Source organism: Haloferula luteola, from assembly GCF_014201715.1.
GTDB lineage: Bacteria > Verrucomicrobiota > Verrucomicrobiia > Verrucomicrobiales > Akkermansiaceae > Haloferula > Haloferula luteola.
Genome location: NZ_JACHFD010000021.1, coordinates 26,106 through 38,765 on the forward strand (window position 1 = coordinate 26,106; position 12,660 = coordinate 38,765).

The window sequence follows — 12,660 nt, forward strand, 5'->3', positions numbered from 1 at the left end:
CCGAGTTTTGAAAGAGAGGCTGCCGATATTGCCTCAATCAAAGGCCCAGGTCATGCGTGTGGTGTTTGGATTCCACGTGAAGCTGGCCGAGCCGACAGGGGTCGAGGCGGCACCTGATTGAGTCCCAGGCTGAATGGTCAATTGATTGCGAGGACCATAGAGGACTCCTGTCTGAGGATTTTCGAGGTACATCTCGAGGTAAGCGGGCCCAGATCCCCCGGCTGGCTCATACCAACCTGCTTTGGCAGAGACCACGAAGGATGAGGGAAGGACCGCGTCTTCTGCCGCTTGGGAGATGAGGCAGGTCACCTGCTCCAGGCCTCCTGAACCTGTATCGTCTCCTGTCCAGATGAGGTATTCTGAGGACGACGCGGAAGCGTATCCTACGGATTCCCCGAGGAAGGTGGTGGTGGTGTCGAGATCCCGCTGAGAGGAGGGCCAAGTGTAGAGGATCTTGAGAACCATCCCGTTGACGAGGGCATGAGCGGGTTTCTCCAGAAGAGAATTCAGGCTATCGATGGCGATCGACCACAGTGCGGTCGATTTGAGCAAGTTTTTGCCTGACCGAATCAAGTTGCGAAGGTCTCCCCACAGTTCACGCCAATCATTCAGGCTGTTCGCGCCGTTGAGGGGAGTCACGACGCCATCGAAGACATCGGACTGATTGTCGGGATTTTTGAATTTGATGAGATCGTAGGCTCCGGCGATGGCACCGCCAAAACCCAGAACGCTCCCGGCGACGACCGCTAGGGGGGCCGAGGCACTAAGGGCGACGCCTCCCGCGATGATGCCTCCAGTAATTCCGGCGACTTTGGTGATCAGCCAAGCGAGCTCGGCAAGCTTTGCGGATTCCGTGGATTGCAGAAAAGTCTCACCAGAGATCTTTCCAGCGGCACTGGCATCGAGTGCGTCGTAGTTTGGATTCAGGAAAAAATCGGGATGGGACTTGGAGTAGTTGATCAGGGTCCTTGCGGTTTGAAACCAGTACGAGCCAAATTCTGCCAGTTCTAGCACCTGGGCCTCATTGATCCGTGTTCGCTCATATTGCCCTTTGGCGCGAACGGTGACTTGCCCAGTTGATTCGTTGAAGGTTAAGGAAAACTTGGTTTTGTTGGCGAGCTTGACGTTTAACTTGGCGCCGGACGCCGCCACTTTGATTTCGAAGGGGGCCTCGTCGCCGGCCCAGAAGCCGTAGATGCGCTGGAGCTTGCCGACCTTGCCATCTCGTTTGCGGAGTTTTGCCTGTGGAATGATACAGAATTCGCCGGAGTCGTGAACAATGGCACCTAAGTTGGCGGAGCCCGGATCTCCAGGAACGACCACCAGAAGGTTGCTGGGGTTAAGAGTTACCTTGTGCGTCTGACCTTTCGACTCTGAAGCCTGCAGTGCCTGCGGAAGAAACGTAGCCCAAATCAGCAAGGAGACTTGAAGCCAAACTCTGAGGGGAGAGATGGATTTTTTCATCTCTACTCGCATACGAAAAAAGGCGTATAGATGTCAAGAAGCGCGAGGAGTGATTTTGTCAAAAGGCGCTGAAGGTCAGTCGAATCAAAGTGAAAGCCACTCCCTTCCGAATACGGAACGAATTTTGAACTTGCAGTCTTCAGCTCCTTGCGTCGGCTGAAATAGCGATGTCAAAACAGGAGGAGCTTCGTTGGCACTTTAAAGCCAAGGGTGAGCTTTATCGACTCGTGGGAAGTTGGGGTCTCTTAGGGATTTTGGCGGTGGGATTCTTCGTCATCACGCATGCATGGGAGAAAAGGGCAAAAGCTGCCATGGAGCAATGGCCCGCAGAGGAGGTGACGGTCCGTTCGATTCGTTTTCGCGAGCTTGACCGCAGTACAGAGACTTCATTCCACACAGTCGTAGAGATGCTGGTCGAGTTCGAGCGGATGAGTTCGGAGGGTGCGGGGCGTTTCCGATATGTGGGCTTCCGAAATCGAGATCCTGACATCGATTGGATCGATCTGGAGGACCGATATGCGGTGGGCCGACGATGGATGATCCGGTTGAATCCGGACGACCCCGGCGCCGCGTCCTTGGTGGACGATGGCTGGCGGCCCTGAAGCCTCCAAGGATCAGAAGATGGAGACGCTCGAACTCGGTGCGACTCTCAATCCCATTCGGTAGGGAGATCGAGATCAGCATGGTGCCGGAAGGCGGCTGCCACGTATTCCGGTGAAGCCCGGTGCGGGCACATCTCGGGAAGTTCTGTGGGTGCGAACCAACGAATCTCGCTGATTTCGTGGTCGTGGGAGGGGGGCTCACCTCCACCAAGGAGTTCGCAGAGGAAGAGCAATTTGTAGGTGTACTCCGGTTCCGCAGGGTGGCCGTGTTTGGCTTTGTCCCAAACGGCCACCAGCTTGCGGGCCCGGACGGTGTAGCCGCTTTCTTCAAGGACCTCGCGAACGGCATTTTCGGAGGGTGAGTGATCGGCGTCCATCCACCCCCCCGGTAGAGTCCACAGGCCATTGCTGCGTTCGCGGACGAGTAGGATTTTTCCCTCATCAATCACGGCGGCACGGGAGTCGACTTTGGGTGTCGGATAGCCGAACTCCACCGGCCAGATGAAGTTAGGGACCTGGGTCTGCAGAAGTTCTGAAGCGATCTCATGGAGGCGCTGATAGCGTTCACGGTCAAACGCGCCGTCGGAATAGCGCAGTCCCGTTTCGGCGAGTCCTTTGATTTCACGGCTCAGGGCGAGCAGGTCCTTCGGCATGCTGCGGACTGTGACAGGAGCGATTCGGGGGGCCAGTGTTTTCCCGGTGGCAGGGATACGACATTTCCGTATGGTTCGGCGCGATGAAGAGTTGGCACTACACCCATGGCCCCGGCAGTTCCCAAGCCCAGACAGATGAAGAGAATCTCCCTGAACTCGTTGAATCAGGGGCAGTCAAACCGACCACTCTGTTGTGGAGCCATGGCATGACCACCTGGGAGCCTGCGTCGAAGGTCTTTCCCGATTTGTTTCTTCGTGAGGGACCACCCCCACCCCTACCCGCAGGAGGGTCATCGCCCATGGCCACTGGCCGTCGCTCCCACGAGATTGATTATGAAATCATCGGCGAGTCGATCCAGATGGTGGAAGTGGAGCTCGATCCCCATGAGACCGTGATCGCCGAGGCGGGCGCGATGAACTATTTGGAAGAGGGAATCTCATTCGAAACCAAAATGGGCGATGGCTCAGAACCTGATCAGGGCTTGATGGGCAAGCTGCTGTCTGCCGGAAAACGTGCGATCACCGGGGAGTCCTTATTCATGACTCACTTCACGAACCGAGGGAGCGGCAAGAAGCGTATTGCCTTTGCTGCACCCTATCCAGGCACCGTTGTGCCGCTCAACCTTGCTGAACTGGGAGGTGAGATTCTTTGTCAGAAGGACGCCTTTCTCTGTGCGGCGATGGGCACCAAGGTGGGAATCGCCTTCAACCAGCGGCTGGGGACGGGCCTCTTCGGCGGAGAAGGCTTCATTCTGCAAAAGCTCAATGGGGATGGCATGGCCTTCATCCATGCGGGAGGAACGGTGGTGCGGAAGGAGCTAAAGGGCGAAAAGTTGATGGTCGATACCGGGTGTCTGGTCGGATTCACTCAGGGGGTTCGTTATGACATTCAGCGTGCGGGCAACCTGAAGTCGATGGTCTTCGGCGGTGAAGGGCTCTTCCTCGCCACCTTGCAAGGGCACGGGACGGTATGGTTGCAAAGCATGCCCTTTGCTCGTCTTGCGCAGCGCATTACCAGCCTCTATGCCAATCAAAAGGGAGAGGGTTCTGTGATCGGCGGGCTCGGGAACCTTTTTGGGGATTAACCATCGAGGCCTGGGGAGCGAGGTTCAAAGAACGAAGATCGGATACTGCTTCTATTTGATGAGGAATCCGATTGCTCGATCGACAATCCGCTTCACCTTGGCCGCGCAACGATTCCTATTGAATTCATGAGCTCAACCATTCCTTTGATCAGTTCCGGCGTGGCCGGTCCCCTCGGTGTGCTTCATCTTCCGCGGTTGTGGGAGAAGGTCTCGCTTTCCAATGTTGGAAAGCTTCACCCCGATTATCCGGCGATTGGAGCGGGGTACGACAGCATGGTGCTGGGCGCCTTGGGGATTGAGAAAGAGGCTTTCGTCGAGTTCATGAAGTCCAAGCCGTCCTATCTTCAGCTTGAAGCTTGGATTCTTGACCAGAAGGGCGGCGCTCTGGATGCCGCTGTGGTCGACGAATTGAATGCCGGGATTCTTGGCTACGAGCATAAGGAGGAGACGCGAACTGAAATTCTCCAGGCCGCGGGACGCGAAGATGATGGTTCGATCCTCGATGCGGTGAATCTGAACAATCTCGATGACTGGGCGGCATTCCACCGCTTGGAGATCGCCGGCTAATTCGTTCTCCAGAGAAAGCGGGGGCGTTGTGTCCGCCCCCGCTCGATGGAGGGACGGGCCTGCCCATGGTTCGTCTCGGTCATGAGGGTTTCTCAGAGTGAGGTTCTGAGGTCCCGGTGATCGGTCAATGCAGCCAACCCTTGGCGACTGCCTGATGAATCAGGGTCTGGGTGTAGTCCCAAAGGGGTAGGCAATCCTCGCGGAGGCCGCTGAGTCGCGCTTCGACTTGTTCTGCGCGGATTCCAAACTGTTTCCAGGTCCCCCCTTCCCCATGGAAATTGAGTAAAATGGGGTGAACACGGTCGAGAGCATTGGCGAACCGTGCCTCGGGGGTGGCGACGGCTTCGAATTCATTCCATAGCTGCCAGAATTCCTGTTCGAGTGCGGTGGGCAGCAATCCGAAAATGCGTTCCGCGGCGGCGTGCTCGCGCTCGGCCTTTCCGGATTGATCGGCGTAGCAGAAGGTATCGTCGGCATCGATCTCGACGAGGTCATGGGTCACCACGAGTTTCATCACCCGGGTGAGATCGAGCTCAGGAGCGAGCTGGGGGGTGAGGGTCATGGCCATCAGAGCCAATGACCAGCTGTGCTCGGCGGGATTTTCACGCCGGGAGAGGCCAGGGGGCCGAGAGCGGCGCTCAATGCCCTTTAATTTCTCGGCCTCGAGGATGAAGGCCATGGTGTCCTCAAGCATGCCGAGACTTTCGGTGGAATGAGGCGGGATGCGAGCGGAAAGGCCGCCCGCACCCGCCCGGGTCCGAAAGTGTGGAATCAATCGCGGCGGCGGCGGACTATCCAACCGGCTCCTATGAGGGAGCCCAGAAGAAGAATCGAAGGCTCGGGAACTGCAGTGGCAACGATGTTGTCGAGGATTTGAACCCCATTCGGCAGGAAGTTGCTGAAGTCTTCGGGCATCGCGTAGAAGTAGCGGTCTCCGGCGAGAAGATTGCCGCTTCCGGTGCTGCCTCCGATTTCCCAGCTTGCGAGGATCACGTTGGGGATCGATGCATTGTTGCGAACGCCGATGGTGACCCCGCTGCCAAGGACGCCGCCCCCATCCGGGAGGTCGGAGCCGGCGCCAACGGTGAAGGAGTATTTTTCGAGGCCGGAAATGGCAGGGTCGCCGATGAGAGTGGGCGTGAGCCCATTGTAAAAGGGGTGAACGGTGGCGGTGCCGACAGGGCCGGAGATGTCCAAGGCGTAGTCGAGCTGGAGATTGGCCGTACTGATCCAGTTCCAGCGGTTATTGCGGCTGATGTAGGAGTTGCCGAGGAGGACCGTGGTGCTGAGGTTGTCCCAGGCGGCGACTTCGGCCGCGTCGGTGGCGTAGTCGCCGCTATTGGTATTGCGGGATACGATGACGAGATCGGCCGCTTCGAGGGTGCTGACATCTCCCGGATTGTCGGGGAGCGCGGAGTAGGCACCGGTGGTGACGGTATGGCCGAGGGATTCGAGGTGGGTGATGAGGTCGGCATCGCGCACCGTATCCTGAGTGACGAGGACGACGGAAGCCGCCTGAACCGAGGGCGCGAGCAGGGCACCCAGTGAAGCAGCGAGGAGGGTTTTGGAGGTTTTCATGAGTGATTGGGGAGAGGAAGGCAATGTGTGAAAGCGTTCCTCGTAGCCTCATGGCGCTTTCGTCGGCGAAAACCCGACAGGGAATTCACGGATCTCGGCAAAAAAAAGCCGTCGCTCCGGATCGGAGCGACGGCGGAAGGTTGAAGTGCCGATTTATTGGGCGGCAGCGACGACGGATTCGGCGGTGATGCCAAGTTCCTTGAAGACGGTGGCCCCGGGAGCGCTCATGCCAAAGCGGTCGATGCCGACGACCTGACCTTCGGTGCCAACGTATTTCCACCAAAGGCCGGTGACGCCGGCTTCGATGGCAACACGCTTGGTGCAGGACTTCGGCAAGACGTCTTCTTGATAGGCGGCATCTTGGCGGTCGAAGCGTTCGAAGCAGGGCATCGAAACGACCCGCACCCCGTCGCCCAGTTGGTCTGCGGCTTGGAGGCAGTATTGGAGCTCGGAACCCGTGCCCATCAGGATTGTGGTGAGTTCCGCCTTTTCCTTGCGAACCACATACCCACCGCGCCGAACGCCTTCGCGGCGCTCCGAGACCGACAGGTCGTTCATGAGGGGAACGGCCTGACGGGTCAGGATGAGGGCGGTCGGGCCATCCGAGCGAAGCTGTGCTGCGGCGAAGGCACCTGCGGTTTCCTCGGCATCCGCTGGGCGGATGACGTCGAGGTTAGGAATGACGCGCAGGCCACTGACGGTCTCGACCGGTTGGTGAGTGGGGCCGTCTTCGCCCACACCGACGGAGTCGTGGGTAAAGATATAGGTGACGGGCAGTTTGGAGAGAGCCGCGAGCCGGATCGACGGGCGCAGGTAATCGGCAAACACCAGGAAGGTGGCACCGGAACCGCGGAAGATGCCGTCGTAGGCAATGCCATTGCAGATGGCGCCCATGGCGTGTTCGCGGATGCCGAACCAGATATTGCGACCAGTTGGGTTCTCTGGGCCGAAGTCGCCGGCACCCTTGATGTAGTTCTTGGTGGAGCCGTAGAGGTCGGCGGAACCGGTGATGAACTGGGGAATTTCCTTGGCAATGGATTGGATGACGACTCCACCCGCGCCACGGGTCGCGTCCTTGTAGTCTTCGGCAAAGGCAGGGAGGCGATCGGAAAGATCACTCGGAACTTCCCCTTGCACCCCGGCACGCAGTTCGTCGGCGAGTTCTGGATTGGCTTGGGCCCAGGCTTCGTAGTCGCTTTGCCAGGAGAGGAAGCCGTGCTTCTGATCTTCCGCAGCTTGTTGGAAGTATTCACGAACTTCCGTGGAGACGAAGAAGTGCTCGGCTGGAAGACCGAGGCCAGCGCGGGCTTCGTCGGCGAACTTCGCGCCCCCTTCCCCGTGGCCTGCGGCAGTGCCGGCGACCTGAGGGATGCCTTTGCCAATGATGGTCTTGGCGATGATCACTTTGGGGCGGCCGTTGTCGTTGGCTTTGGCGTCGGAGACAGCCTTTGCAATGGCGGCAAGGTCGTGACCGTCGATGGTGACGGCGTCCCAGCCCTGAGAGGTGAAGTAGCCCTCGGCGTCCTCGCTCTGAGTGACTTCAGCCATGGCGTCCAGAGTGACGTCGTTGGAGTCGTAGATAAGGATCAGGTTGTCGAGGCGGTTGTGTCCGGCGAATGCGATGGCTTCCTTGGCCACCCCCTCTTGAAGGCAACCATCGCCATGGAGGGCAAACACGTGGTGATCAAAGATCGTGTGCTCGGCGGTATTGAAGCGGCCAGCGGCGCGTTTCCCTGAAAGGGCGAAGCCTACTGCGTTGCCGATCCCTTGGCCGAGAGGGCCGGTGGTGGCTTCGACCCCCACCGTTTCAAAGGACTCGGGGTGACCCGGGGTCCGGGAATGGAGCTGGCGGAAGTTCTTCAGCTCCTCGAGTGGCAGGTCATAGCCGGAAAGATGCAGCCAGGAGTAGAGGAACATCGAACCGTGGCCGCCCGAGAGAACAAAGCGGTCGCGGTTCAGCCATTTGGGGGCTTCCGGGTTGAAGCGGAGTCCGCCGCCGCCAAACAGAACAGCACCAATTTCAGCACAGCCGAGCGGCAAACCGAGGTGGCCGGACGAGCAGGCATGCACGGCATCAATGGCGAGGCCCCGGGCTTGGGCCGCAGCTTGGGAAAGGATGTCGGTATTCATAGGAAACGTTCCGTAAGTGGTTCTCGCGGAGGCTGCGCAGATTAGGGTTCGATGGCCTGCTGGCAAGCCGCCATTGCTACCGCATGCGGGGAAGCCCTCATGGGGCCCATGAAAAAAATCGGAAACCCTATTAAATTGTTCTTGTCAGAGTCCGGCCGGTGGCTAGTTTTCCGGCCCCGACCCACCCCGGTGGTCACCGGGAAACATAGAAAGTGACCCGTTCGTCTAGTGGTTAGGACTCCAGATTTTCATTCTGGCAACAGGGGTTCGACTCCCCTACGGGTTGCCACTTTCTAAACAAAGATCCCGCCTTTCGGCGGGATTTTTTTTGTCCCAATCCTTGCCATGGAGGACGTTTCGTCATTTTCGCGAAATGATCCCGGCGGTGGAGCTGTCACGGAGTTCATCCAATTCCCTGAGGACCTCCCGGACACTGGAGATGCGAGCGTAGCGATCGCGTAGGGTCGCGATGGAAGCTTCGTGAAGTCGTTCCGTGACGGTCGCACAGGCGTCCTCAACGACGGTGACAAAATAGCCAAGATCGCAGGCGTCGCGTGCGGCGGTTTCCACGCACTCATTGGTGTAGACGCCGCAGAGATAAAGTGAGCGAATGCCCATGTTGCTGAGAACGTAGTGGATATTCGTGCTCGAGAAGACGCCGCTTGCGGTTTTGTTGATGACGATCTCGTCGCCGACAGGAGCCACTTCTTCGAGGAACTCTGCTTCTTTACTTCCGGGTGCGGCAAGAAGGTGGAGTCGACGGTGGCCGGCGCTGCGATCGCGCCCATCCTGAGTGAGGGCACAGATGCGGCAGTGGATCACTTCGAGCTGCTGGCCGCGAAATGCCTCTTGAAGCCGCTTCATGCCGGGGAGCACGGAGGCCTGCAAACGATCAAAGTAGTACTTTCGTCCTTCCTCCGGCACGCCGCTGGTATCCGGGTCAGCGAACAGACCGAAGCCATCTGCCGCATCCAGATATTGAACGTCGATGCAGAGCAGGGCGACGTTGCCATCCGCGAGGTGCTCGGCGCGGCGTGGGTGGGTGATGAAAGCCTCGCGATACTGCTGGCGGAGGGGATCGGTGATGGCGGCTACGGACATTTCAAGGAGTCTTGGGAGAGGTGGAGGAAGCGGGCGAGGTAGGATGCGTGGGAGATGGGGAAAAGGCGAAGCGCTCGATGGTTCCGAGCATCACCCGAGCACCGGCTTCGATGTCGTCCCAGGCGGTCCATTCTGCGGGTGAGTGGGATTTGCCTTCGATGGACGGAACGAAAATCATGCCGACGGGACAGATGGAGGCAACGATCTGCGCATCGTGCGCGGCGCCCGACTCCATCCTGCGGTAACGCAATCCTTGGTGGGCAGCGGCCGCTTCAACCATTGAGGAAAGTGAAGGGTCACAAGCCACCGGTGGAATCCAGCTTTCGACTTCGTAGGAAAACCTCAGTCCTCTTCGTCGGGCAATGGCGTGCAGTGCCCGACGCGCCGCTTCGGCCAGCTCATGAAGTACGGTCTCATCCGTATCTCGCACATCAAGCGTGAAGCGGGCTTCGCCCGGCACGGTGTTCGCGGATCCAGGCGTGAGGTCGACCCGGCCGATGGTTGCCCGTGAGCGGTCCGAGCCATTTTCATCGAGCAAGCGAGGGATTTCGTGGGCGAAATCGGCGACGCCCATGAAAGCATCGCGTCGCATCGGCATGGGTGTCGTGCCGGCATGGTTCGGCTCGCCCGCTAGGGTGACAGTCCACTTGAAAAGCCCGGTAATCGCTTCGACCACGCCAATTTGTTCCCCTGCCTGGCTGAGTACCGGACCTTGCTCGATGTGCAATTCGAGATAGGCGGCGACGGATTGGGGATCACGGCGAGCTTGGAGGGCAAGCCAGGGATCGAGGCCTTGTTCTTTCATGGCGTCGGCCAACTTGATTCCGCTCGGGTCGGTTGCGAGATGAATGCCATCGGGATTGATGGCACCGGTGAAGGCCTGGGAGCCGAACATTCCTCCGAAGCGTCCCTCTTCGTCGGAGAATGCAACGAGTTCGATATCGCGTTCCGGTTGTCGGCCAGATTCGTGGAGGGCACGCAGGCACTCGAGACCTGTGAGAACTCCGAGGGTGCCGTCGAGAATGCCGGCGCAGGGAACGGTGTCGATATGGGAGCCGATGAGGAGAGCGGGGGCTTGGGGGTCGCGACCGCGAAGGCGGCCGATGACATTGCTTGCGCCATCGCGTGAAACTTCAAGTCCCGCGGACTTCATGCGGTCCTCGAGCCAGCTCTTACCGGCCATGTCGGCATCGGTGAAGGCCATGCGGTAAACGCCTCCATCGGCCTCGCGTCCGATCTCCGAGAGTTCTCGTAAATCGTGACTCAGTCGATCAATGGAAACGTGTGTGGGAGGCGTGGCCATGGACCTCACCAAAGCGCGTGACAGCCGAGTGGCCAGAAAGAATTTGCCATTCGTTCGGATTGCCTCAAGGCTACGCGCGTCGTTTTCGCAGCTGGTGCGTCACCCATGGCGTGCGAACCCAACGCAAGGAACCATCCCCTTCCCTTCTCCCAACTTACGAATTTGCAGGTCGGTCATTGCCGGCCTCGTCGTGGGTGGACTGGTGGTGGTGAGCCAAGCCGCGCCATCCAGGCTGCATCTGGAGTTGGATCCGCCTTCGACGAATCGTGTGAGCGATGATGGTACGGTGGACCTGCAATGGTTGGGGGGCACGGGGCCCTTCGAACTCCAGCAAGCCACGAGTGAGGATTTTGGCGACGCGAAGACACGCTATCGGGGGAGCGATACGGAGACGGTGATCACCGGGTTGCGTGAAGGATCCTATCACTTCCGCGTTCGGGAGATCACTGCCGATGGGAAACCCACCAACTGGTCGGAACCCCTGATGATGGAGGTCCACTACCTTTCCCGTGGACAACTTTTTCTGCTCCTCGGCACCGGAGCATTTGTCACGACCCTTACTCTTGGAGCCATTGTTCACGGCTTCCTTCGCCATCGATGATGACCGACGAGCCTGCCCTTCCTGTTTCGACTGCCTGGAGCCTCGTCCTTGGACTGGGCGTACTGTGGGTGGTTCTGGGTATTTGGTGGGGAAAGAAGGCCCAAACCAGCGAAGGATTCATGCTCGCGGGTCGGAATGTTGGGATTTCTCTCGGCAGTGCGACGGCGATGGCCACTTGGGTGACTTCGAACACGACGATGGTCGCCCCCCTGTTGGCGTTCGAGAAGGGCATTTGGGGAATGCTTGCTTATGCTTCGGCATCCTTCGGGCTCATGCTGTTTGCTCCCCTCGCCTACCGGATCCGCCGATTGCTTCCGGATGGCGTCACGGCAGGGGATTTCTTCCGTCGACGGTATGGGCATGCTGGATGGGCGGTGTTTCTTGTGATCACGCTGGTGTATTCGATCACCTGGCTGGTCACGATGGCGATTGCCGGCGGCAAGTTGCTCGAGGCCCTGGGTGGCATTGACTACGTGCAAGGGATGACGCTGATCCTGGGTGTTTGCGTGCTCTACACTCTATTTGGCGGCCTCTACGCCGTGATCGGAACGGATTTCATCCAGAGTCTGATCATTCTTGTGGGCATTGTATTCATCGGATTTGAGGCCCTTCAGCACGTGAATGTGCAGGAGGTTCACTCCTATTTGGTGGCGGAGCAGCCGGCGCTTCTGGACGTGATGATGCCGGCGGCCTTGCTGGCGATTTTCAATAACATGCTCTTTGGCTTCGGCGAGGTGATGCACAACAACGTGTGGTGGTCCCGTGCCTTCGCGATGCGGGAAAAGGTGGCCCCACGGGCATTCTTTTTATCGGGCGTGCTGTGGTTTCCGATACCGATCGCCGCCGGATTTCTGGCGCTTTGTGCGGGGCCGCTGGGAGTGAATGTGACCGATCCCGGAAAGGTGGGACCGCAGGTGGCGGAGCATGTGCTCGGATTGGCAGGTCTCGGATCGATGGCCGGGGTGATCATTCTGGTGGTGTTATTTTGTTCGATGGCGTCGTCGATCGATTCCCTGTTAGCGGCGACTTCCGACCTGTTGGTGCGGGACATTTACGAGGGGGTCTTCGGACAGCATCTCAACCCAGAGAAATTTCGTCCGATCTCGGCGACGGCGATCGTCGTGGTTTCGTTGATTGCCTGGGCATTGGCGCTTTCGGAATGGTCCATCGATCAGGTGTTGTTCAGCGCGGGCGCCTTGGTGGCGAGTCTCATCTGGCCGGTGATTGCCGGGTTGTTCTGGCGGGCGCTGAACGTGCCTTTGGTCATTGTTGGAATCATCGCCGGTTGCGTCACGGGACTTTGGGCTTACTTTCAAATCCAACCGTACACGGGTGCCCTCGTCGGCGCCGCGGTTTCGATGGTGTTCACGTTTGCGGCCCGATGGGTGGGTGCGCGTCCTCTTGGAACCCTCACCGACTGACTATGTTCTCTGCGTCGTTTCTCCAGATCCTCGTTCTCCTCGGTCTCATCTGGACTGCCTTGGGCGCGGTGACCCTGGTCGGGTTGTTGATCCGCGATTGGATCAAAGGGGAACTTTGGTGAACCGCTAGCCCGATCGATTTTCAACCCCTTCTC

12 protein-coding genes, 1 tRNA gene and 1 pseudogene are annotated in these 12,660 nt (G+C 58.9%); 7 read left to right on the forward strand and 7 right to left on the reverse strand.

Features of this window, described 5'->3' with window-relative positions:
- Positions 1-33: 33 nt before the first annotated feature.
- Positions 34-1,464: a hypothetical protein gene (locus HNR46_RS16540; protein ID WP_184020778.1), complete on the reverse strand. Its 1,431-nt coding sequence runs from the start codon at positions 1,462-1,464 to the stop codon at positions 34-36.
- A gap of 167 nt (positions 1,465-1,631) precedes the next feature.
- On the opposite strand from HNR46_RS16540, the gene HNR46_RS16545 reads away from it, so the two are divergent.
- Positions 1,632-2,066 carry a DUF3592 domain-containing protein gene (locus HNR46_RS16545; RefSeq protein WP_184020780.1) on the forward strand — a complete coding sequence of 145 codons (435 nt, stop codon included), beginning with the start codon at positions 1,632-1,634 and terminating at the stop codon, positions 2,064-2,066.
- 47 nt (positions 2,067-2,113) lie between these two features.
- Here HNR46_RS16545 and HNR46_RS16550 read toward each other — a convergent pair whose 3' ends face one another.
- Entirely contained in the window at positions 2,114-2,719 is a 606-nt protein-coding gene (locus tag HNR46_RS16550; RefSeq protein WP_184020782.1) for an NUDIX hydrolase, read from the reverse strand.
- Between the two features lie 83 nt (positions 2,720-2,802).
- On the opposite strand from HNR46_RS16550, the pseudogene HNR46_RS21245 reads away from it, so the two are divergent.
- The 3 genes and pseudogenes from HNR46_RS21245 to HNR46_RS16560 all read left to right on the forward strand — a co-directional run.
- Positions 2,803-2,943, forward strand: a pseudogene (locus HNR46_RS21245) (GYF domain-containing protein); the annotation flags it as partial.
- Positions 2,944-3,018: 75 nt separating this feature from the next.
- Positions 3,019-3,804 (forward strand): TIGR00266 family protein, encoded by a 786-nt coding sequence (locus tag HNR46_RS16555; RefSeq protein WP_281375601.1) that lies wholly within the window; start codon positions 3,019-3,021, stop codon positions 3,802-3,804.
- 126 nt (positions 3,805-3,930) lie between these two features.
- Entirely contained in the window at positions 3,931-4,371 is a 441-nt protein-coding gene (locus HNR46_RS16560; protein WP_184020786.1) for a DUF5069 domain-containing protein, read from the forward strand.
- Between the two features lie 124 nt (positions 4,372-4,495).
- On the opposite strand, the gene HNR46_RS16565 is transcribed toward HNR46_RS16560, so the two are convergent.
- From HNR46_RS16565 to tkt, 3 genes are all read right to left on the reverse strand, one after another.
- A complete protein-coding gene (locus HNR46_RS16565) occupies positions 4,496-5,065 on the reverse strand; it encodes an HD domain-containing protein (protein WP_184020788.1) in 570 nt (189 codons plus the stop codon).
- Positions 5,066-5,142: 77 nt separating this feature from the next.
- The gene (locus HNR46_RS16570; protein WP_184020790.1) at positions 5,143-5,949 is read right to left on the reverse strand and encodes a PEP-CTERM sorting domain-containing protein; all 807 of its coding nucleotides are present in this window, start codon (positions 5,947-5,949) and stop codon (positions 5,143-5,145) included.
- A gap of 153 nt (positions 5,950-6,102) precedes the next feature.
- Positions 6,103-8,079, reverse strand: coding sequence for a transketolase (gene tkt / locus HNR46_RS16575; protein WP_184020792.1), 1,977 nt, complete (start codon positions 8,077-8,079; stop codon positions 6,103-6,105).
- 214 nt (positions 8,080-8,293) lie between these two features.
- Between tkt and HNR46_RS16580 the strand changes: the two genes are divergently transcribed.
- A tRNA-Glu gene (locus HNR46_RS16580) sits at positions 8,294-8,368 on the forward strand.
- A 71-nt stretch (positions 8,369-8,439) separates the two neighbouring features.
- On the opposite strand, the gene HNR46_RS16585 is transcribed toward HNR46_RS16580, so the two are convergent.
- Both HNR46_RS16585 and HNR46_RS16590 read right to left on the reverse strand, forming a co-directional pair.
- On the reverse strand, positions 8,440-9,180 hold the full coding sequence (locus tag HNR46_RS16585) for a cysteine hydrolase family protein (protein WP_184020795.1): 741 nt from the start codon (positions 9,178-9,180) through the stop codon (positions 8,440-8,442).
- Position 9,181: 1 nt separating this feature from the next.
- Complete coding sequence (locus tag HNR46_RS16590) at positions 9,182-10,483, reverse strand: Zn-dependent hydrolase (protein WP_184020797.1); 1,302 nt, start codon at positions 10,481-10,483, stop codon at positions 9,182-9,184.
- Positions 10,484-10,673: 190 nt separating this feature from the next.
- On the opposite strand from HNR46_RS16590, the gene HNR46_RS16595 reads away from it, so the two are divergent.
- The gene (locus HNR46_RS16595) at positions 10,674-11,084 is read left to right on the forward strand and encodes a fibronectin type III domain-containing protein (protein ID WP_184020799.1); all 411 of its coding nucleotides are present in this window, start codon (positions 10,674-10,676) and stop codon (positions 11,082-11,084) included.
- Complete coding sequence (locus tag HNR46_RS16600) at positions 11,084-12,505, forward strand: sodium:solute symporter family transporter (protein WP_184020801.1); 1,422 nt, start codon at positions 11,084-11,086, stop codon at positions 12,503-12,505. The genes HNR46_RS16595 and HNR46_RS16600 overlap by 1 nt, the downstream gene beginning before the upstream one ends.
- Positions 12,506-12,660 lie beyond the last annotated feature (155 nt).